The sequence below is a fragment of the Litoribacillus peritrichatus genome, from assembly GCF_039537985.1.
Lineage (GTDB): Bacteria > Pseudomonadota > Gammaproteobacteria > Pseudomonadales > Litoribrevibacteraceae > Litoribacillus > Litoribacillus peritrichatus.
Genome location: NZ_BAABBN010000004.1, coordinates 682,604 through 702,819, shown reverse-complemented (window position 1 = coordinate 702,819; position 20,216 = coordinate 682,604). Strand labels below are relative to the sequence as shown.

Below are 20,216 nucleotides of genomic sequence, written 5' to 3'. Positions count from 1 at the left end.
AGGATGATGGAATTGCCTAATAATAAAAAGGATGAATTGGGAACTAAAAGCCAGCCAAGCGCTGGCTTAAGCGCCCTCCCCAAAACAAACCTGGGGTTTGGCGTTGGCCTTCGAAGCCAACACTTCCCCTACCTGATGAACAATGACGACCCAATGGTGGACTGGTTTGAAATCATCAGTGAAAACTTCATCGATAATTACGGTTATGGTCGGCACGTTTTGGCACAACTGAGAGCAAAACGGCCGATCGTCATGCACGGTGTTTCTATGAACATCGGCAGCACCGACCCATTAAATTCGGAATACCTGAGAAAGTTAAAAGAACTGGCTGAATTCATAAAGCCGGAATGGATTTCCGATCACTTATGTTGGACAGGCTTTGCAGGCATTAACAGCCACGACTTACTGCCTTTACCCCTCACCGATGAAAGCCTTAACCACGTTATTTCAAGAGTAAACCAAGTTCAGGATATTCTGGAACGGCCATTGGTACTGGAAAACCCCTCAACCTACTTGGAGTATGAATACTCCCATCTTTCGGAACCCGAGTTCTTTAACGAGCTTGTCGCAAACACTCAATGCGGAATATTGCTGGACGTTAACAACGTATACGTCTCCGCTTTCAACCATGGTTTTTCAGCGGAGCAATACATCAATGATTTACCTCATGACCACATTATACAAATGCACCTTGCCGGTCCGACCCATTGCGGTGACTGCTTAATCGACACCCACGACCAACCTGTACCTTCTCCTGTCTGGCGTTTATACCAACAGGCACAAATGTTAACCCAAGGCGTATCCACTTTACTGGAATGGGATGCGAACATTCCGCCCTACCCGGAGTTGGTTGCCGAGCTGAACAAAGCCAAAGCGACTTTGGCAGGCAATGTGCCGGATGAGGCGGTAGTAACGGTCAGCCACCAACAAACCATCTCAACCCCCATCGTGATTTAGAGACCCCAAAGATGAATCACCCACCCTTAAATCAAACGCAAGCCTGGATGAAAGCCGTACTCACGGTGCGTGGCGATTTACCACAAAAGATACACACTGCAACCGAATTAAACGGGCTTCAATTCGAGAACATCGTAAAAACATCTCCGCAGCTTTCTGCCCATAGAAGAATGGATATATATGCGGCGGGTTATGTGCTCCGGTTAGTCGACTGCCTAACCTCTGAGTATTCGTTATTGGCAAAATTCATGGGCGAAGAACTGTTCGAAATGTTTGCCAAGGCATTCATTGTCTCTGCACCATCTAAATACTGGAGCTTGTGTTACTTAGGCGAGCGCTTCGAACAGTTTCTGGACGAAACCAAGCCTGCGTTCAGTACGTCAAATGACACCAACAACAATATCTCGGCAGAACAAAAAGCCTTATTTGACCTGCCCGCGCAAATTGCAAAATATGAACGGGCCATTACTGAAGTTCTGTTAGCCCCAGGCATGGAACAAATGGCAGCAGATTCACCCGCCAATGCGAGTTATTTCTTCCTGACGGGTCTACCGGCACAGACCAAAATTCAAACGCCACCTTGTTTAAGAACGCTCGAGCTGGATTACCCGATTCTTCCACTCATTGAAAAGCTTACGTCCGAACAGACCTACAAGCTGCCAGCAGAAAAAACCAGTTATGTAGCAATCACACGGCTGAATTATCAATTAATAATCAAAGAATTGTCACCTTGGCAGTACACACTTTTACAGAGCTGCGCTGAAACCGTATCCATTGAACAAGCAGCACTAAGAACATCAAATCAACTTCGCAAACACCCACAGACCGTCTTAGGACAAGCGCTCAACTGGGTTCCCGAGGCAATAGAAGCCGGTTTGTTAACTTACTCGATGTAACTCAACAAACCGGCAGACAAGCAATGATCACATAGTCATTACCCAATCATCACTTGATAACAGACAGGCTTTGTCACTTTCCATTGGCCGTTGTATTGACTAACTGCCGTTTGCCGTCGCTATTTGAGCATTTACCCGTACAACAGATCCGGTTTGCTCGCCCTTCACTCTTGAATCCGGCTGAACCACAAAATTCTTAACCGCGCCCGGAGCAAACAACAGACACAGTGTTGAACCTCCGTAGCTGAAATACCCCACCTCTTCACCTTTCTTAACTCGATAACCTTCCTTGATATGGTCACCATAACGAACCGAAGAGATTTCAGTAATGCCGATCGGAATAACGCAAACGGTACCAATCGTTTTATCGTCACTTTGAATGTACAGTAAGCCTCGGGTATTTACCGCTGCGTCGTAACCCAAAGACTCCGTACCAGCGCCCGGCTCACGCTCGCTGCTCCGCTGGCTGAATGTGAGGCCCTGCACTACCTCAGCCTTCACCACAGTACCATCAATCGGTGAGTGAAAACGATGATAGTCATTCCCGCTCAAAAAGGTTTGGACCATATCACCGCCATCGAAGTATTCGACAAATTCGCGATCATTATTCAGAATATTGATCAAAGAATACGTCTGACCTTTCGCCCAAAAGTCAGTCGACTGCTGAATGTTATTCACGATCTGATACACCGAGCCATCGTTCGGTGAAACAATCACTTTAGTATCTTCAGGTGCGGCAACAGGACGCAGCTCCGGCTTAATTTCACGATGAAAAAAATCATTATAAGACGTAAAACCCAAATGAGGCTTGCTTGGGTCCGTTACGAAGTTTTGCAAATCCGTGTATTTCTGACCTTCCGGTGATAGCCAACCATTCTTGCCTTCATTCAGCACCGAGGTAGATGAATCAGAGTCCAAATAATCACACCAAGCCTGCAATACCCCGGTAAGCGCATCATTAAATGCTGCGTTTCGAAAAGCACTCTCACCGGCGTCGGTGGCCATCATTTCAGTAAACAATGAAGACATCGGGAATGTATAGGCACCGGTCACATCTGGGTCTTGCGGGTCGTAAACAAAAATAGGCGCTCTCGTGATGATGTAATTGACCGCATTAAGCAGTTGATCAATAGAAGTGATTTTATTCAGCTTACTTTCCTGATCGAAACGGGTTTTACCATGAGACTCTTCCAACATTTGAGTCACATACATGCGCACAACACCGTCGGTTTCAATCAACTCAGCCATCTTTTTTACCGATGGCTGCCATTCCAATGCTTCAGGAACCGATTCCAATTCTTTCAAAATTTCACCCAGCCAAATATTGGTGCACTTCCGTTGTTTTTCGGTATAGGCCAAGCGGTATTTAATGGTTTCTAAATTTGATTTATTAATCTCTTGCTGACTGGTCATATCTCCATTCCTTATCGTAATTTCCAATGAAACTCAGAGTATTCAAAGTTGAGCCAACACTTAGAATAGAGCAGACTCAACAGATGAAAATTACAACCGATTACAGCCACAGCAAGGTATGTACAAATAAAACCACCCCTATAAAAATTACTGTAAATATTTATCTACAATGCGATCAATTTCCCCGCTGGCCTTGAGTTCTTTAAGAATTTGAAGATATTTTGATTTGAAATCTTTCTTATATGGAAAGTCATTGGACACCTTGGAAAAGCCAAGAAACCCTTGCTCTTTACTGATAACCGCGCCCTTAGAAAGGCTACTTCCGTCGTATTTGCCTTCACTTTGCAACTTCTTGAGTTCCCACCGAATCGACAGGGAATCGTTCATATAACAATCCACTCGCCCGGCGATCAGTTTTAATAAATTCCGGGGCGTCCCTTTGGTTTCCTGAACGCTGATTTTTTTGTCTTTTACGGCAGCCCAAAACGCATCTCCACCCGCTAAGAAACCAGCATTATTGCCGATGTCCAGTCCATAGTAATCTTCCGGCCAGTTCGGCCTCGGCTTTGTGAGCACTTCATTTCTGCAAAAGACAGCCAGTTCTTCATCCAAAATAGCCATGTCGTAATCCATATAAGGGCGTTCAACCGGGCGAGCATAAGGGGGATAAAGTGCTAGCAATTTGCCTTGCTTCGCCATTTTCAACCCCCGTTTCCAAGGCACGGGCGTTAACTTCACTTTATAATCAGGCATATTCTGAAAAATTCGCTCCAAAATAACCGTGTAAATACCGGTCAAACGACCACTTTCGGTATAGGAGTATGGAGGATAAGAATCGTCACCAAAAATCTCTACTGACGTTTACGCAGAAACGGTTCCGGTGAAGAGAACGATTAAAATAAATCGAAGGAAAAACATACAACCTCCTAACAGAGCGAGCAATTAAGAAGATTTAACTATAGGTCAGGAAGTTTAGAGCTGCTGTATAAACGTTTTATGGGCTTTCTTTCAAAATAAAAGTCTTTTAAGAGTTTTCTGGATACGTTCCGGATTCCAAATCCAAAAACGCTTGCTTTGCGTCTTCATTACGACGTTTGGACGCAACTATTGGCCTGACTGAAACTGCTTCGGCGTGACACCCGACCAGCCCTTAAAAGCCTTGGTAAAGTTCGAGGCATCCACAAACCCCAGTTGGTCTGATATTTCCTCCATGGATAAATCGCACTGTTGAATTAGTGCCTTCGCTCGCTTAAAACGCTCTTCATCTTTAATGCTTTGGTAGGTAACACCTCGGGCTTTTAATCTTCGTTTCAGAGTTGCAGGTGACATGTGCAGCTCATTGGCTACCTGCGACAGAGACATAAGGTCACACAACGAATTCTGAACCAAATCTCTGACTTTGGTGACGGTGTCTTTTGGGCTGAGTTTCAGTAGCTCCGACTGGCATTTGTCCATAGCGGCTTGGGCAAACACCTCATTACCAGAAGCCAGTGGTTGGCCCATCCACTCCTCAGGTATGCAAAGTTCAAGGCTTTCCTGGTCAAACATGACTTCCACTGCGCCAGGCAATAAATGATGAGGAAATCCCATCGGTTCTTTTTGGTTCACATTGATGCGTAATTTTGTCTTTAAGTCATCCGCATTCAGATAGGTTTGTGTAATGCTGGCGATGCTGATTAAGGTCGCAAAATCAAAGAAAAACAGCACTCTCGGGTCATCCGTGACAACCCCTTGTTTGAGATAAATACTGAGAATATGATTCGACCCTTTTCGCTCAAGGGCAATACTCAATGAATTCACCCGAGTATTAAAATACGAAACCACTACATCGTACGCCGACCGGATATCAGGCGCACTGTGAACAGCTAACCCCAGTGATCCGTGCGTGGCCAAAGGCATAGCCAACCCAAATTCCACCACGTCACAGTCAGGGTTTGGCAAATTACTGTATAAATTAAACCCAACACGATTGACCATCATGTTGTTAATCATCGGCGGTGGGTTAATTAATTGTTCTATGGTGAACTGGCTTTCATACAATAATGCCTGAGGAGTAATGCCTTTACTCATCGCAAAGTCACGCACTACTGCTAAATAGTCCCCGGACGCCAGGTTCATAGTCTCTGATTCATTCAACATCACTTTGAGCTCAAATCACCATAAAGTTGATACCTTATCACCTGTTTAAAAGACGATCAATTTGACATATTTCAATAACCCAAAATTAAAAAACACAAAAATACAGAAATTACAGCGAGGGAAGAAATGAGTCACACATCAAATATAACCACCCCTTCAGACATTGATATCCAACCACGTCGAATGAACTTTCCGTTTGAACAACTCACAGATAAATATTTTTTTGATGATAATCCGATCAAATCTGCATTCATCGCTGCGCTCTCGGCAACCTTCCCGGCAGGTGAAGGCGAGTTCATTGAATCGGTTCGCCGTTTTCGAGATCAAACAGACGATGCCGAACTAAAAAAACAAATTAAAGGTTTCATTGGCCAGGAAGGTCATCATAGCTTTCAGCACAAGCGCTTCAACCAGGCATTAAAAGAACTGGGATTTGACGCAGTTCGTTTGGAAAGTGATTTTGAAAAAGATCTCCAGTGGACCATCAACGGCAAAACGGATCGACACCGCTTGGCGTACACTGTTTGTTTCGAGCACCTAACCGCCATAATGTCAGATTATTTCTTAAGAGACACCCGTACATTAGACGGTATGAACGACACCATAAAACACCTCATGTTATGGCATACTGTGGAGGAAATAGAACACAAAGCGGTCGCGTTTGATTTATTTATGACCTGTGATGGAGACCGCAAACTGCTCAGAAAAGCCCTGGTAGAAGCATCCCTATTATTTTCATGGCGCATCACCAAATACACTTTCCGTTTATTGAGATGGTCAAACATCAAACCCAGCTGGCAAGACGTGAAAGGTTATTCATCCTTTATGTTTGGCCAAAAAGGCTTACTGAGAAGTTTGCGAAAGCCATATCTGGACTTTTTCCGTAAAGACTTTCATCCGTGGGATCATCAGAACCAAACCCTGATAGACCAATGGCAGCAAACCCACTATCAAGCTGAGTTTGATCGTGCTTCCGACCTGTTTAAGAAAACAGAAGCCACCAGCCATGCTTAAAACTGGTTAAGCCCTTCGAAGTGAGGCCTTTCTGGTTTTTAAGAAATGCGCCCCACTGTCGGCTCTGACGATTTGAATGAGAGTTCTGTTCTCCCTAAGTTAAAGCAAGCTCCCTGGCAAGGACTTTCGCTTCAACAAAAGCTTGCGCTTTAGATTCAAGATGCCGCTTGTCGTTGAACTCTTGATATTCCGATGCGACTTCAAAAAAGCGTTCAGCCCCAAGATAAGGTGCCAATTGCTCAATATGGCTGGTCAGGTGATTCATAAAATACTGAGAGTCGCCTTTTTTAAAATCGAACTCACCCCAAGAAGCCAGCAACACCAGTTGTTTGCCACTTAAAATCGGGCTTAAAGGCTTGTCGCCTCTTGCTAAATCAAAGGTAAAGGTTTTATTAATTCGAATGACCTGATCAAACCAGGCTTTCAAGACTGCAGGCATCCCATAGTTGTACATAGGGCTGGACAACACAATCACATCGGCGTCAATCACCTCTTGAATTAAAGCGTCTGACTCAGCCAATACCGCTTGTTGCTCACCCTTTGAATCATCACCAAAAGATGCTGCCAAAAAATCCGTCGAAATAAAGGATGGAGGAGTGACCGACAAATCCCTATAGATAACTTCTGTTTGACTGTAGTGCACTTTAAATTCTTGAATAAATGCCTCCCCCAGCGCCCGACTGATGGATTGATGGTCAACTTGTTCCGGGGTAAACTGCCTGGCACTACTACTGATATATAAGATGGTTTTCATTTTTAACTCCATTGTCTGCTCAAGCGCTATATTGCTTATAAGCTACGACCGCGACAATTGAGTTTTATAAACCTATAAATTATTTATAGTTATCCATAGAGCACATCATGTTAGATCAAATATCTTCCTTAAACTATTTAAAAACCTTCACCATTGCCGCCGATTTCCTTAGTTTTAAAGACGCCGCAAAAGCACTCAACATCACCCCTACGGCGGTATCTCACCAGATCAAAGCATTGGAGTCTCAGCTCAGAGTGCAATTATTCGAGCGTCATACCCGCGCAATTAGCCTTACGCCTGCAGGCATCAAACTCGCAGAGACTTGCGATAATGCCTTCAAAGCGCTGGATCACACGTTGAACGAACTTCATCAGAACAAAAACGATATTTCAATTTCCTGCTGTAATTCTTTTGCCGCGCTTTGGCTAACCCCCAAAAGCGCCCAAATAAATAGTCTGTTTCCAAACAGCACGTTAAAAATATGCGCTAGCGATAGTCTGATCAATTTAAATCGTGAAAAACACATTGATCTCGCTTTACGTTATGGTTTAGACGAAAACGCGCCCGACGAGACATACCTTTGCACTGAAGAAATGGCCATATATCACAGCCAACAATACCAGCCACCAAACAATGAAAAACCCGCTCTGTTTGTCACTCACTGGCCGGAAAACGGCTTACTCAAAAACATAGATTGGCAAAGTGCCATTGACCCTGAACAATTCACGATAAAAACCTTCGAACAAGAATACTTCGTCCTGCAAGCCATCATGACAGGTCAAGGCTATGGGTTGCTCAGCAACGTACTTAGTGCAACTGCACTGTCACACGGCTGGATCATTCAAGATAAGTCGCAACCTGTATTTGCAGGATACAGCTACTGGTTGCGAAAAAATCCAGAACGAAAAGACATAAGCGCCGTGAAATACTTCAGTGATTGGTTAACAAAAGAGATTGGGTAAAATACATTAGCACCTAAAGTAAGAAATTCAGCTTATATTAATACAAGTATTGCCCTGCCCCCTTAGATGCAAACTAAGTCACTGCAGCAAATAGTAACGTCTTGTAACATCCCTATTGTGTGTACTAATCCGATAATAGAATCATCCTAGTACACAAGAGCTTAATAGATTTTTTAGTGTTCGCTAACCCAACTCGCAAACCCTATAGCCTTTCGCACTTTATTCTGAGCAACGCGCTACCATTACAAAAAAGGCAATGTAAATGGAATTACACTTTTCCCTGGTCAAGATTTAATCGTCGTAAAAAATAAAGCTGGGCATATCCCTTATCGTTTTGACGCAATGGGTGGGCCTTCAAGTCTAGGTGATGACCCCAGAATGGCAGAGCAACCAACTACTGCTGGTACGTTCATAATAGATAAAGCTCATGCTTACCGTACTCCTACCTGGGCTTGGTCTGCTATTAAATGGGGCACCCTATTAATGGATAAACCAGCCAAACCACCAGCGACTCCTGATTTTGGTATAAGTTAAGAAATGGGAAGTGGGCCTCATTGTTAAAAGACCATGGAATTGAACGACAAGATGTTATTAAACAACATGAAAGTTTATATGGAAAAGATGTATCCCCCAAAGTGCCAAAAACCTGGATTTTCAATGATTTTGGCCCAGTAGCGATTCGTTATTTCAAAGATTTAAACAACAATGGAAAGTTAGACGGCAGGGAAACCCTTTCAGGAGAAATGTTTCACACCACTCCTGATAACGAAGCTGAATACGCACAAAAATTACCTGTACGACTTTACCCTTCCCATGGATGCATACATTTAAAGCCTACTGATCGCGATAAACTATTTTCTATAGGTGCATTTAAAAGAGGAACCCTCTTTACAGTACATAAATATACGGAAAGATTCACAGGATCAATCAAGTGAAGAATTTATTCTTAATAATTATGCTTCTGACTCTTGGCTGTAGCCATTTGGAGCAACCATCTTCTGCTTTAAAAGTGAGCAACATTGAATTATTACCCTCCTCTGAACCGGAGCACTACCTTGCCTGGGAACGCAATGGAAACATAATCTGGCTGGATGAAGACCTTAGGTTACTTAACAGTAAAAAGCTTGATGTGTATTCACTTCAACAAATTTTACTATTAACTGACGGTCTACTGCTCATAACAGAAGTTCTTGAAAACGACGAAATAACAGAAGAATTAATTAAGCTCTCTTTTTCAGGTGATGAACTAAATCGCTGGTCAAAGTTACCGGATTCTATAACTACACTTTCAACTCAACAAAACACTATTCGTTTTATTGGGTTTATGGGGGATGAATACCAACTCACCGACAAAGGAGTGATCGCAACAGGAAACACATTCCACCAACAAGCCGCAGTGATCACTATTGACGCAACAGCATCCATTGTCTGTAAAAACAAAAACGCAGATCAGGCTGCACAATGCTCAAGAAAAGGCTCCAAGCCCTGGACCAAAGAAGGTCTATGGGGAGGAGCTCCAATTTTGTGTTCAGATTATTTAGTAGAAGACACCTTCCATCAAACAAATAACAACACGGACAACTGGAAGTATGCCATCAGGGACGTTTCGACAGGAAAAATCATCAATGTAATAAAGGCACCAAATGTGTCATTTACGCGTTGTTTAAATAATCAACTTGTTACGATAGGTGAAACCATTAACACCTATTCACTACCCTCCGCTGAGCCAACATCCTCGCAGAAATGCGCAGGAAGTTCAGCTTTAGATGCCATTATTACTGATAATAAAAATTTGGTTTGTATTAGCGATTCTGGCGAGCTTAAAAAACAACAACTAAACATCAATTGATTTAGAAATACATAAATCCCCCCTGCGCTTAAGCTGGGGGTTTCTCAATCCCAAATTTTCCAAAATTCCAACTCATTTTCCTGATCAGAAGAAGGGATTAACTTACCCGACAAGTCGAATCACACCATCAGGCAACACATCAAAAAACGAGCCAGATTCAAATTTCTCTGGAAATAATTATCATTTTTTTACTATACTTCCACAAAACTAAACTAAGCTAAACCAAACAGTTAGGTGATAGTTCTTTATGCATATCGTCAAATGGGCAGCGTTACTCACTGTATTCTGGGTATTACTTTCAGGATACATTCAACCGTTACTGCTAAGTTTTGGCGCAGTTTCAATCGCTGTCGTTCTAGTGGTTTTGAAACGAATGGACGCAGTCGATCAAGAGCCAAAGCACGTAAGCTCAGGCTTCCAAATGTTTCGGTATCTGGCGTGGCTTGCAGGGCAGGTAGTCAGCTCAAGCATTCATGTTACTAAGTTAATTTGGGGCTCTCCCGACAAACTTTCTCCTTCTCTGGCAAAAGTCTCCATCAAAAACGTCACTCCTAAAGCTCACGTCCTGTACGCAAACTCAATCACTCTGACTCCCGGTACGCTTAGCGTTGATCTAAAAGATGGCGAAGTAACTGTCCATGCCTTGGAAAAAGCTTCCATCGACCAACTGGAGCAAGGAGATATGGAACGCAAAATCATAAGTCTCTGGAGCGATAAAAAATGACGGCAATTTTAGCAGCAGTTTGCATCGCAATTTTGGTTGTGATGTCGCTGGCTCTTTGCAGGGCTTTCAAAGCACCAACCGTTTACGATCGAATTCTCGGCGTCAACATGTTCGGAACCAAGACCGTTCTGTTCATCGCGGCCGTCGGCTTTCTGATGGGGCGACCAGAATTTCTGGACATTGCCATCGTTTACGCACTGATTAACTTTATTGGAATGGTAGCAGTACTTAGGTTTTTCGAGTACACGACGCCTACAGAATAACAACTAACATAACCTTCACGGATCGATATGTTTTTAATAGACATCATTAGTAGCGCACTGCTTCTTGCAGGTATTTTCTTCGGTCTAAGTGGCGCAATCGGGCTTTTTAAATTCCCAGATTTTTTCACCCGGGTTCATGCCGCCAGTGTCACCGACTCCATAGCAGCCATGTTAATCATTGGTGGCCTGCTGTTACAAACCTCTTTCGATCTCAATACAGCAAAGCTGATCTTCATTCTGCTGTTTTTGATGCTTACCAGCCCTACTGCCTCACATGCCCTGGCCAAATCAGCGCGGCATGGCGGGTTACTTACCATGGCTGAAACCAAAAAAGACAAACAGGAGCAAACGCACTGATGGCGGAGTTTATTGATCTGGTTCTACTGGCAATGCTGGCGCTCACTGCGTTAAGAGTTATCTTCCTCAAAGATTTATTTGCAGTCGTAATGCTGTTTGGTATCTACAGCTTCCTGTCGGCGTTAATTTTCGTCAACCTCGATGCCGTAGACGTTGCCTTCACTGAGGCCTCTGTTGGAGCCGGTATTTCCACTGTGCTGATGTTAGTTACCCTCGCACTTACAGGCCGAACCGAAAAAGAAAACAAGCGATCCACCGTTCTTCCGCTATTGGTAGTCACCGTTACCGGTGCAGCGTTGATTTACGGTACGCTGGACATGCCTCCGTTTGGTGACCCGAACAACCCAATTCATGAGCACGTCGCACCACGCTACATTGAAGAATCGCCGAAAGAAGTTGGCCTGCCGAATATGGTGACTTCCGTGCTGGCGAGCTACCGGGGCTTCGATACGCTCGGTGAAACCGTTGTGGTATTTTCCGCAGCCATTGGTGTTCTGGCCCTTCTGGGCGTAAGACGACGAGAAGAAATCGGCGGAGCAGATGTTGGCTTCCAGGCCCACCATGTTCTGCGTGTTGTTGCCAAAATACTCATACCGCTTATTTTGCTGTTTGCATTGTACGTACAATTTCACGGCGATTTTGGCCCCGGCGGAGGCTTCCAGGCCGGTGTAATTGCCGCAGCCGCTTTTATTTTATATGCCCTGGTGTTCGGTTTACCTCAGTCATTCAAAGTGGTTGGGCCAAAGTTTTTACAATTCATGTCGGCTTTTGGGGTGTTACTGTATGCCAGCGTCGGCCTGTATAGCATGTCTAAGGGTGGTCAATTTCTGGATTACAACAAACTCGCTGTTGATCCCGTCGCCGGCCAGCACTATGGAATCATCATAATTGAACTCGGCGTAGGCATTACCGTATTTGCCGTCATGCTCAGTATTTTCTACGCCTTTGGCAGCCAGGTAGAGAGGTCAAATAACCAGTGAACTTTATTTTCGACTACTACAACTACTGGATCGTCGTATTTTTGATGATGACCGGCTTTTACATTGTTATCTCCGCCAACAATCTTGTTAAAAAGATCGTTGGACTCAACATCTTCCAAACGTCTGTGTTCATACTTTACATTTCAATGGGCAAAGTCAGTGGTGGCACCGCCCCTATTGTCGCAGAGGGCATCACCCAATATTCAAACCCGCTGCCTCATGTTTTGATTCTCACTGCGATTGTGGTCGGTGTAGCGACAACAGCGGTCGGCCTGTCACTGATTGTTCGAATAAAAAGAGCGTATGGCACCGTTGAGGAAAACGAATTTGAAAACAAGGATGACACGATATAATGCTTGAACAGCACTTGGCAGTACTTCCAATCATTCTGCCCCTGATCGCAGCGCCCATCACACTTATGCTGGGTCGTTCATTACTTTCCTGGGGATTCGCAACGTTTATCAGTGGCTGGGCTTGTTACATTTCCTGGCAGTTACTAGCGACCACTTTATCCGACGGTGTATTGAGTTATGCCGTGGGCGGCTGGCCCGCTCCGTGGGGCATTGAACTGCGTGTCGATGCCGCCAATGCCTTTGTTTTGTTAGCGGTGTCGGCCATTTCAACTCTGGTGCTGCTCTACTCCAAAGACAGCATAGAAAAAGAAATCGAGGAATCAAAACACACCCTGTTCTATACAGCGCACTTGTTATGCCTGGCCGGTCTTTCCGGTATTCTTATCACGGGCGATGCTTTTAACCTGTTTGTTTTCTTGGAAATTTCTTCGTTAGCAACCTATACCTTGGTCAGCCTGGCATCAGACCGACGTTGTCTGACAGCCGCATTCCGCTATCTGGTGATGGGGACGATCGGTGCTACCTTCATTCTCATCGGTGTTGGTTTGCTTTACATGAAAACCGGTACGCTCAACATGCTGGACCTGGCAAACCGGATTCACTTCTACGACAGCAGCCGAACGATCAACACAGGCCTGGCCTTTATCATGGTCGGTGTCAGTATCAAACTGGCATTGTTCCCGCTGCACATGTGGCTCCCTCCTGCTTATACCCATGCCCCCTCGGCTGTTACCGCATTTTTAGCCAGTACGGCCACCAAAGTTGCTGTTTACGTGATGATTCGTTTCATCTTCACGATATTCGGAATAGAACACGTCTTTTATGAAATGGGCATGGACATCATTCTTATGGTGCTGGCAATTGTTGCCATCTTCAAATGCTCCTACATGGCCACAGTTCAAAGCAATGTAAAGACATTGCTTGCCTACAGTAGTGTGGCACAAATTGGTTATATGGTGCTGGGCGTGAGCCTGATCAGTGTGACGGGCCTAATGGCAGGTTTAATTCACATCTTCAACCATGCCCTTATGAAAGGCGCCCTGTTTATGGCAGTAGGTGCAGTGTTTTATCGAGTCGGGTCGGTCGACATCAAAGCCTTCAGAGGACTTGGCAAACAAATGCCATTCACGATGGCGGCCTTCACCATCGCGGGACTGAGTATCATTGGCGTTCCGCTCACGGTTGGTTTCGTCAGCAAATGGTATTTAGTAACAGCCGCGCTGGAACAAAATCACTGGTTGATTGCTGCACTGGTCTTGGCTGGGTCGCTATTAGCAGTTGTGTATATTGGCCGGGTACTTGAAGCAGCTTACTTTCAACAACCTGCCGACGACCAAGATACAAAGAACATCAAGGAAGCCCCTTGGTTGATGCTGCTTCCTATGTGGATTCTGGTTGTGGCAAACATCTATTTTGGCGTCGACACGAGCCTCACCACGGAAGCGGCAAGCAGTGCATCCGAATGGTTATTCCAGACTGATCAAATTCAAATCAATAATACGCAGGAGGTGTCTCCATGAATCTCTGGCAAGGTGTGGAACCCTCACAATTAATCACATTATCCATCTTGGTTCCTTTCATTGGCGCCCTGCTCGTTATTGCAACGGGTAAGATTCCAAATCTGAGGGAAACCGTCACCCTGACTACCGCCGTAGTGTTATTCAGTATCGTTCTTGCGATCACTGATTACACATTTCAGGGCACCGAGCTCAGGTTAAACGTTATTGATATTTTCCCCGGCATCGGACTTAACTTTGTCGTTGAACCCTTAGGCGTTCTCTTTGCTCTGGTGGCCAGCTTCCTGTGGATTATTACCAGTATCTACGCCATTGGCTACATGCGAGGACATAACGAAGAGAACCAAACTCGCTTTTTCTGCTGCTTTGCTTTGGCGATCAGTTCCGTTATGGCGATCTGTTTCTCAGGAAACTTACTCACACTGTTTATCTTCTATGAAGTTCTGACGCTTTCAACTTACCCGCTTGTTACCCATGCTGGTAACGATGCAGCTAAACAGGGCGGCAGAACCTATCTTGGTATTCTGCTCAGCACATCAATCGCATTTCTGCTCTTTGCTGTGTTAGGCACTTATACCTTAACGGGTACCCTTGATTTTCGTGCGGGAGGCATCTTTTCAGACACAGACAATAAAGCCGTACTGAGTGTACTGCTTGTTCTTTTCTGTTACGGAATAGGTAAAGCCGCGATCATGCCGTTTCATCGCTGGCTACCTGCAGCTATGGTCGCACCCACACCGGTCAGCGCCCTTTTGCATGCCGTTGCCGTTGTTAAAGCAGGTGTTTTCAGTATTTTAAAAGTCGTTATCTATATCTTTGGTATAGACAACCTTAAAGAACTCGCCACAACCGACATCATGTTATACATCGGCGCCGCAACTATCTTACTGTCATCCTGCATAGCGATGACAAAAGATAACCTCAAGGCCCGACTGGCTTATTCTACCGTCAGTCAGCTGAGTTATATTGTTGTCGGTGCCTTGCTTGCGTCTTCCATTGCGGCGGCAGGTTCAGCTCTTCATATTGCCACCCATGCGGTAGGTAAGATTACTCTGTTCTTCTGTGCCGGAGCCATCATGGTAGCCAGCCATAAAAAGAACATCAGCGATATGGTTGGCCTTGGCCGACAAATGCCGATCACCATGGCTGCATTTGCTATAGGTGCCATCAGTATTATTGGTTTACCACCCATGGCCGGTACATGGAGTAAGTGGTATCTCACCATAGGTGCGCTGGACGCAGATAAACTGATCATCGTTGCAGTATTAATGATCAGCTCCTTACTCAACATTGCTTACCTGTTACCAATCCCGGTCAAAGCTTTCTTTAATAGCCAGAACGAGGGAGAGAAAGAGAACTCTAAACCCTGGTCCTGGTCAGACACCAAAGAAGCCCCTCTTCCAATGCTGATTGCGATTGGAATAACCTCCACCGGATGTCTTGCACTATTTTTCTATCCTCAGCCCCTGATCGATTTAATCAATCTGATCCCGGGTGTCTCAACCCATTTAAATGGAGAAGGCTAAATGGCTGAACAGCATGAACCTCAAGGCTTCTTCGACAAGCCGGAAAACATCAGTAAGATGTTAAAAGTCTTCTACGTGGTCTGTGCGCTGCTGGTCGTAGCAGACTTTATTGTACACAGACACATTTATCACAGCTGGGAAAATATCCCTGCGTTTTATGCCATATACGGATTTGTAGGCTGTTCTCTTTTGGTATTCATTGCTAAATGGATGCGCACATTTTTGATGCGAGAGGAGGATTACTATGATAAGTAATGTGATTCCTTTCCTTCCCCTGTTACTGGGGGCATTGGCTGCGATTTTCTTACGTGGCTGGTTACGCAATATCATTATGATCGCTGCACCGATTGTCGGCGCACTCAACTTAATGAGCCTTGAACACGGTGTGTTCTGGTCTATGGAGTTCATGGGCTATGCCCTCGAACCGGTGAAAATCGATAAGCTAAGCCTGATGTTTGGCTATCTTTTCCACTTGGCCGCTTTAATCGCCATTATCTATGCCCTGCATGTTAAGGATACCGTCCAACACGTTGCCGGATTGGCCTATGCAGCCAGTGCGGTGGGTGCGGTATTCGCTGGCGACCTTCTTACCCTGTTTATCTTCTGGGAACTTCTTGCCCTTACCTCTGTATTCCTGATCTGGGCACGCCGTACTGATCGAGCTTATGCTTCGGGTGTACGTTATTTAATTATTCAGGTTCTGTCAGGCGTTCTTTTACTTGCCGGTTTATTAATCTTTGCCAAAGTGAATGACAGCTTGCTGTTTACTCAGATTGGTCTGGAACACGATGGCATTGCGCAAATCGGAGCATGGTTAATCTTCGCTGCCTTCGGCATCAAGTGTGCTTTCCCGTTTGTACACAACTGGCTAACCGATTCTTACCCGGAGTCAACACCCTCCGGCACCATCTTCCTGGCCTCATTCACCACTAAAGTGGCTGTATATGCATTTGCACGAGCTTATCCGGGCGAAGAAATTCTCGTTTGGATCGGTGTGACCATGGCGTGTTTCCCTATCTTCTTCGCGGTAATCGAGAATGACCTGCGCCGTGTATTGGCTTACAGCCTAATTAACCAGATTGGGTTCATGATCGTTGGTATTGGCATCGGTACGGCAATGGCGTTGAATGGTGCAGTTGCACACGCCTTCAACGACGTAATCTTTAAAGGCCTGTTAATGATGACCATGGGCGCGGTACTGCATATGACAGGTAAGATTAACGGTTCTGAATTAGGCGGCCTCTATAAGAGCATGCCAAAGACGACTATCCTCTGTATTGTGGGCGCTGCCTCTATCTCGGCCTTCCCTCTGTTCAGCGGATTCGTATCCAAGTCTATGATCATGGCCGCAGCAGTTGCCGAAGGTTATGACGTCGTTTGGTTACTATTGCTGTTTGCAGCAGCCGGTGTATTCCACCATGCAGGCATCAAGATTCCATACTTCGCATTCTTTGCTCATGATTCAGGCATCCGTACTACCGAGCCGCCAAAGAACATGTTGATTGCTATGACCCTCGGCGCGGTGGCTTGTGTGGTATTGGGCAGCTTCCCTGCTCAAACCGTCTATGCATTATTGCCTTGGGAGCATAACTACTCACCATACGACGTAACTCATGTACTTACTCAGTTACAATTGCTGTTCTTCTCTGCTCTGGCGTTCGTTTGGTTGAACTTACAAAAGCTGTATCCACCAGAGTTGCCATCCACAAACTTGGACGCTGATTGGTTCTATCGTAAGCTTGCGCCAACCTTCATCAAGCGAGTTGCGTGCTCTATACACGGAACGTATGTAAAAGTGGAGAATTCCTTAATCACCTCGATTAAGCGAATGATCCAAAACACTTACGATGCCGAAGAAGGACAACCAAAAGGTTACTTCGCAAGACTGTGGCCAACAGAGACCATGGTGGTTTGGGTTGCGGTGTTACTGGCTGTTTACTTGGTGCTTTATTACATTTAAAGCTGAAAAGAGTTGCTGTGAGTTGACCAGCCAGGGATTGGCTGGCAGCTCATTCAGAATTACCTTGACCACCACAATCACAAACGCTACTAAACTTAAGCAAGCACCTCTAATCCTCGTTTCACTGCCTCACGTTGCGATACTAACTGAAACCAACGAGATAAGTTGGGATATAGTTTCCAATCCAGATCTAACCACTCCCAGCGTGCTAACCAAGGGAAGATGCTGATGTCCGCTATTGAATAGTGATCAACAAAATACTCTCTGTTTTTCAGTCGATCATCCATGACACCACAAAGCCTATGAACTTCCCTCATGTAACGCTGAATCCCATAGTCCACACGCTCTTGAGCATACTTATAAAAATGCAAGGCCTGACCAAAACTTGGCCCGACACCGCCCATTTGAAACATTAACCATTGCATGACCTGGTGACGTTTCCCCGGATCATTAGGGCTGAGTTCACTCCCTGCCTTTTCCGCCAAGTAAAGCAAGATCGCACCGGACTCAAATAGCGTAATGGGTTGGCCATCCGGGCCGTTGCGATCAACGATTGCTGGAATTTTTCCGTTTGGGTTGATGGCCAGGAACGATTCACTAAACTGCTCGCCGGCATTGATATCAATAGGATGATATTGGTAAGGCAAGCCCAGTTCTTCAAGCATAATGGATATTTTTCGGCCATTTGAGGTGTTCCAGGAATATAAGTCAATCATCGGTTTCTCGCTTCTTTGTTTTATTGCTTACGAGAAACGATAAGCTTGAACAAGTTAATTAGATAATATTATTATTCTTACTAAATAATAATTAAAATTTATCATTCAAGTTATGATCAAAGGCTAAACAATGACTTACGAACAACTCCGGGTACTGCATGCGGTCGTCAACGAAGGGACCTTTCGCTCAGCGGCAGAGAAGCTTTTTAAATCACAACCCGCAATTAGCACGATGATTAAGAATCTGGAAGAAGAGATCGGAATATCACTCTTTTCTAGAGATAGCTACCGACCAAAGCTTACTGACTCAGGAAGAGTATTCTATGAGAAGTCACTGGCTGTGATACAACAAACCCAGGAACTTGCCAGCTTCGCGAAACGATTGTCGAATTATGAAGAGCCGTTAGTCACAGTCTCCATCAATGCCGTTTGTCCGCTTCCGCCGGTACTTGAGACGCTCAAGCTTATCGAACAGGAATATCCTGCGACGCAAATTCGTTTGACCACAGAACAAATGGGAGGCGCAATCGAGCGGTTATTTGATGAACGCTCTGATTTGGTCATTACCACTCAAACGGGTATTGAGCCCGATCAGATGGAAGCAAAACCTTATAAAGGGGTCAAGATTATTCCTGTTGCGCACCATACTCACCCTTTAGCTCAGAGAGCCGGTATGCTATCAATCAATGACGTTAAGCCCCATGTTCAGGTAATCGTCACCGATAGCAGTCAATCTCGAAACAAGCAGTCCCTCGATTTGATGCCACAAAACAGACGTTGGTATGTTACCGATTTTGCGGCTAAAAAGGATATTATTATGGCGGGTATGGGCTGGGGCGGTATGCCGAAACATACTATAGAAAACGAACTCGATGCTGGCGAACTCGTTCAAGTTTATGTGGATGAATTCGATGTTCGTCATTCTCAACAGTATCTCATTCGTCGTACTGACAAACCTGTTGGAAAGGTGGCTGCCGCTATTTGGGATCGGCTAAGCGAAACCTACTCCGCCACTTGATTCAAGGTCAGCCACTCTCTTGGGGATTGTCCGGTCTTCTTACGAAACACACGAGCTAAAGCCGAGGCATTTTCATACCCGACTTCATTGGCAACCCAGCCAACGGGTTTCCCTTTTTTTAATAGTGTTTGCGCCACCCCAACGCGCCATTCAAGCAAATAATCACCCGGCGAGTACCCCACTTTCTCTTTAAAGGTTTCAATAAATTTAGATCGCGACATGGTCGCCAAACTCGCCATTTCCTGCAATGTCCAATTCTCCGAAGGTCTGGCATGCAAAGCTGTAATTACCTTAGCTAACTGAGGGTGCGCCAAGCCGGTTAACAACCCTTGATCGACCAGATCAGAATCCATCGCATGACGTAATAAGGTGATTAGAAAGATCTCTGTTAATCGATTCATGATGGCCTCTCGGCCTTGTCGCTTCTGTAACGCCTCTTCAAATAACCATTGTGCGGTATTTTTAAGAGCAACATCATCAGATAATGTTATCGCGACAAATGGCGGTAAAGCGTTTGCCAGGGGATTGTTTGATCCCGTGCCATAACGAATTGTGGCGCAGACGACGTTGGCGTCATCGCCTTGTTCAGCGCGTAACTCATGAACCGAAGGTTTGGGATAGAAAAGAACGGAAGGCTCCGTAATGTTTAACAATTTCCCGCTGGGTGTCGTTACTCGCATGCTCCCACTTTCCAGGAAGTGCAAGTGCCCTTCTTGTTCTTTTGTCGAGTCAAAGCTGGAAGTCCCACAAAGCTTCCCAGAGTAGAAAACCCCTGTCGTTATCGAAAACTGATTAAGTACTGCCGAAAGTTTATCCAT

22 protein-coding genes are annotated in these 20,216 nt (G+C 45.1%); 16 read left to right on the top strand and 6 right to left on the bottom strand.

The features are described from left to right. The first annotated feature begins 12 nt into the window (after positions 1 to 12). Together bufB and ABD744_RS04390 are read left to right on the top strand one after the other, a co-directional pair. Positions 13 to 957, top strand: coding sequence for an MNIO family bufferin maturase (bufB, locus tag ABD744_RS04395; RefSeq protein WP_344795842.1), 945 nt, complete (start codon positions 13 to 15; stop codon positions 955 to 957). Between the two features lie 11 nt (positions 958 to 968). Continuing rightward, positions 969 to 1,853 (top strand): HvfC/BufC family peptide modification chaperone, encoded by an 885-nt coding sequence (locus tag ABD744_RS04390; RefSeq protein WP_344795840.1) that lies wholly within the window; start codon positions 969 to 971, stop codon positions 1,851 to 1,853. 99 nt (positions 1,854 to 1,952) lie between these two features. Here ABD744_RS04390 and ABD744_RS04385 read toward each other — a convergent pair whose 3' ends face one another. The 3 genes from ABD744_RS04385 to ABD744_RS04375 form a co-directional block, all read right to left on the bottom strand. Beyond that, positions 1,953 to 3,266 carry a phosphatidylserine decarboxylase family protein gene (locus ABD744_RS04385; protein WP_344795838.1) on the bottom strand — a complete coding sequence of 438 codons (1,314 nt, stop codon included), beginning with the start codon at positions 3,264 to 3,266 and terminating at the stop codon, positions 1,953 to 1,955. A gap of 147 nt (positions 3,267 to 3,413) precedes the next feature. Continuing rightward, positions 3,414 to 4,019 (bottom strand): substrate-binding periplasmic protein, encoded by a 606-nt coding sequence (locus tag ABD744_RS04380; RefSeq protein ID WP_425562119.1) that lies wholly within the window; start codon positions 4,017 to 4,019, stop codon positions 3,414 to 3,416. A gap of 351 nt (positions 4,020 to 4,370) precedes the next feature. Next, complete coding sequence (locus tag ABD744_RS04375; protein WP_344795836.1) at positions 4,371 to 5,405, bottom strand: AraC family transcriptional regulator; 1,035 nt, start codon at positions 5,403 to 5,405, stop codon at positions 4,371 to 4,373. 126 nt (positions 5,406 to 5,531) lie between these two features. Here ABD744_RS04375 and ABD744_RS04370 point away from each other — a divergent pair, with 126 nt between their 5' ends. Beyond that, a complete protein-coding gene (locus tag ABD744_RS04370) occupies positions 5,532 to 6,419 on the top strand; it encodes a metal-dependent hydrolase (protein WP_344795834.1) in 888 nt (295 codons plus the stop codon). A 94-nt stretch (positions 6,420 to 6,513) separates the two neighbouring features. Here the strand turns inward: ABD744_RS04370 and ABD744_RS04365 are convergent, their stop codons facing one another. After that, positions 6,514 to 7,173: an FMN-dependent NADH-azoreductase gene (locus ABD744_RS04365; protein ID WP_344795832.1), complete on the bottom strand. Its 660-nt coding sequence runs from the start codon at positions 7,171 to 7,173 to the stop codon at positions 6,514 to 6,516. Between the two features lie 107 nt (positions 7,174 to 7,280). Between ABD744_RS04365 and ABD744_RS04360 the strand changes: the two genes are divergently transcribed. From ABD744_RS04360 to ABD744_RS04305, 12 genes are all read left to right on the top strand, one after another. Next, a complete protein-coding gene (locus ABD744_RS04360) occupies positions 7,281 to 8,135 on the top strand; it encodes a LysR family transcriptional regulator (protein ID WP_344795830.1) in 855 nt (284 codons plus the stop codon). Between the two features lie 554 nt (positions 8,136 to 8,689). Continuing rightward, entirely contained in the window at positions 8,690 to 9,070 is a 381-nt protein-coding gene (locus tag ABD744_RS04355; RefSeq protein WP_344795828.1) for a L,D-transpeptidase, read from the top strand. Beyond that, positions 9,067 to 9,984 (top strand): hypothetical protein, encoded by a 918-nt coding sequence (locus ABD744_RS04350; protein WP_344795826.1) that lies wholly within the window; start codon positions 9,067 to 9,069, stop codon positions 9,982 to 9,984. The genes ABD744_RS04355 and ABD744_RS04350 overlap by 4 nt, the downstream gene beginning before the upstream one ends. Before the next feature lie 247 nt (positions 9,985 to 10,231). Next, positions 10,232 to 10,708: a Na+/H+ antiporter subunit E gene (locus tag ABD744_RS04345; RefSeq protein WP_344795824.1), complete on the top strand. Its 477-nt coding sequence runs from the start codon at positions 10,232 to 10,234 to the stop codon at positions 10,706 to 10,708. After that, positions 10,705 to 10,971: an MrpF/PhaF family protein gene (locus tag ABD744_RS04340; RefSeq protein ID WP_344795822.1), complete on the top strand. Its 267-nt coding sequence runs from the start codon at positions 10,705 to 10,707 to the stop codon at positions 10,969 to 10,971. Before ABD744_RS04345 ends, ABD744_RS04340 begins: the two co-directional genes overlap by 4 nt. A 27-nt stretch (positions 10,972 to 10,998) precedes the next feature. After that, positions 10,999 to 11,328 (top strand): monovalent cation/H(+) antiporter subunit G, encoded by a 330-nt coding sequence (gene mnhG / locus ABD744_RS04335; protein WP_344795820.1) that lies wholly within the window; start codon positions 10,999 to 11,001, stop codon positions 11,326 to 11,328. Then, positions 11,328 to 12,308, top strand: a complete 981-nt coding sequence (locus tag ABD744_RS04330; protein WP_344795818.1) for a DUF4040 domain-containing protein — start codon at positions 11,328 to 11,330, stop codon at positions 12,306 to 12,308. Before mnhG ends, ABD744_RS04330 begins: the two co-directional genes overlap by 1 nt. Continuing rightward, a complete protein-coding gene (locus tag ABD744_RS04325) occupies positions 12,305 to 12,661 on the top strand; it encodes a cation:proton antiporter subunit C (RefSeq protein WP_344795816.1) in 357 nt (118 codons plus the stop codon). Before ABD744_RS04330 ends, ABD744_RS04325 begins: the two co-directional genes overlap by 4 nt. Continuing rightward, positions 12,661 to 14,181, top strand: coding sequence for a monovalent cation/H+ antiporter subunit D family protein (locus tag ABD744_RS04320; protein ID WP_344795814.1), 1,521 nt, complete (start codon positions 12,661 to 12,663; stop codon positions 14,179 to 14,181). The genes ABD744_RS04325 and ABD744_RS04320 overlap by 1 nt, the downstream gene beginning before the upstream one ends. After that, complete coding sequence (locus ABD744_RS04315) at positions 14,178 to 15,704, top strand: monovalent cation/H+ antiporter subunit D family protein (RefSeq protein WP_344795812.1); 1,527 nt, start codon at positions 14,178 to 14,180, stop codon at positions 15,702 to 15,704. The genes ABD744_RS04320 and ABD744_RS04315 overlap by 4 nt, the downstream gene beginning before the upstream one ends. Further along, entirely contained in the window at positions 15,705 to 15,959 is a 255-nt protein-coding gene (locus tag ABD744_RS04310) for a hypothetical protein (protein ID WP_344795810.1), read from the top strand. Next, entirely contained in the window at positions 15,949 to 17,664 is a 1,716-nt protein-coding gene (locus ABD744_RS04305) for a Na(+)/H(+) antiporter subunit D (RefSeq protein ID WP_344795807.1), read from the top strand. Before ABD744_RS04310 ends, ABD744_RS04305 begins: the two co-directional genes overlap by 11 nt. Positions 17,665 to 17,759: 95 nt before the next feature. Here the strand turns inward: ABD744_RS04305 and ABD744_RS04300 are convergent, their stop codons facing one another. Then, a complete protein-coding gene (locus tag ABD744_RS04300; protein WP_344795805.1) occupies positions 17,760 to 18,380 on the bottom strand; it encodes a glutathione S-transferase family protein in 621 nt (206 codons plus the stop codon). A gap of 130 nt (positions 18,381 to 18,510) precedes the next feature. On the opposite strand from ABD744_RS04300, the gene ABD744_RS04295 reads away from it, so the two are divergent. Then, positions 18,511 to 19,398: a LysR family transcriptional regulator gene (locus tag ABD744_RS04295; protein ID WP_344795803.1), complete on the top strand. Its 888-nt coding sequence runs from the start codon at positions 18,511 to 18,513 to the stop codon at positions 19,396 to 19,398. On the opposite strand, the gene ABD744_RS04290 is transcribed toward ABD744_RS04295, so the two are convergent. Continuing rightward, a complete protein-coding gene (locus tag ABD744_RS04290) occupies positions 19,383 to 20,216 on the bottom strand; it encodes an AraC family transcriptional regulator (RefSeq protein WP_344795801.1) in 834 nt (277 codons plus the stop codon). The two genes, ABD744_RS04295 and ABD744_RS04290, sit on opposite strands and share 16 nt — an antisense overlap.

Bases quoted from the DNA above. Each gene is read 5' to 3' on its own strand.
- ABD744_RS04320 (WP_344795814.1), top strand. From the start codon at position 12,661: ATGCTTGAACAGCACTTGGCAGTACTTCCAATCATTCTGCCCCTGATC.
- ABD744_RS04345 (WP_344795824.1), top strand. From the start codon at position 10,232: ATGCATATCGTCAAATGGGCAGCGTTACTCACTGTATTCTGGGTATTA.
- ABD744_RS04375 (WP_344795836.1), bottom strand. From the start codon at position 5,405: ATGTTGAATGAATCAGAGACTATGAACCTGGCGTCCGGGGACTATTTA.
- mnhG (WP_344795820.1), top strand. From the start codon at position 10,999: ATGTTTTTAATAGACATCATTAGTAGCGCACTGCTTCTTGCAGGTATT.
- ABD744_RS04340 (WP_344795822.1), top strand. From the start codon at position 10,705: ATGACGGCAATTTTAGCAGCAGTTTGCATCGCAATTTTGGTTGTGATG.
- ABD744_RS04300 (WP_344795805.1), bottom strand. From the start codon at position 18,380: ATGATTGACTTATATTCCTGGAACACCTCAAATGGCCGAAAAATATCC.
- ABD744_RS04385 (WP_344795838.1), bottom strand. From the start codon at position 3,266: ATGACCAGTCAGCAAGAGATTAATAAATCAAATTTAGAAACCATTAAA.
- ABD744_RS04295 (WP_344795803.1), top strand. From the start codon at position 18,511: ATGACTTACGAACAACTCCGGGTACTGCATGCGGTCGTCAACGAAGGG.
- ABD744_RS04390 (WP_344795840.1), top strand. From the start codon at position 969: ATGAATCACCCACCCTTAAATCAAACGCAAGCCTGGATGAAAGCCGTA.
- ABD744_RS04305 (WP_344795807.1), top strand. From the start codon at position 15,949: ATGATAAGTAATGTGATTCCTTTCCTTCCCCTGTTACTGGGGGCATTG.
- ABD744_RS04310 (WP_344795810.1), top strand. From the start codon at position 15,705: ATGGCTGAACAGCATGAACCTCAAGGCTTCTTCGACAAGCCGGAAAAC.
- ABD744_RS04315 (WP_344795812.1), top strand. From the start codon at position 14,178: ATGAATCTCTGGCAAGGTGTGGAACCCTCACAATTAATCACATTATCC.
- ABD744_RS04330 (WP_344795818.1), top strand. From the start codon at position 11,328: ATGGCGGAGTTTATTGATCTGGTTCTACTGGCAATGCTGGCGCTCACT.
- ABD744_RS04360 (WP_344795830.1), top strand. From the start codon at position 7,281: ATGTTAGATCAAATATCTTCCTTAAACTATTTAAAAACCTTCACCATT.
- ABD744_RS04290 (WP_344795801.1), bottom strand. From the start codon at position 20,216: ATGGATAAACTTTCGGCAGTACTTAATCAGTTTTCGATAACGACAGGG.
- ABD744_RS04380 (WP_425562119.1), bottom strand. From the start codon at position 4,019: ATGCCTGATTATAAAGTGAAGTTAACGCCCGTGCCTTGGAAACGGGGG.
- ABD744_RS04365 (WP_344795832.1), bottom strand. From the start codon at position 7,173: ATGAAAACCATCTTATATATCAGTAGTAGTGCCAGGCAGTTTACCCCG.
- ABD744_RS04370 (WP_344795834.1), top strand. From the start codon at position 5,532: ATGAGTCACACATCAAATATAACCACCCCTTCAGACATTGATATCCAA.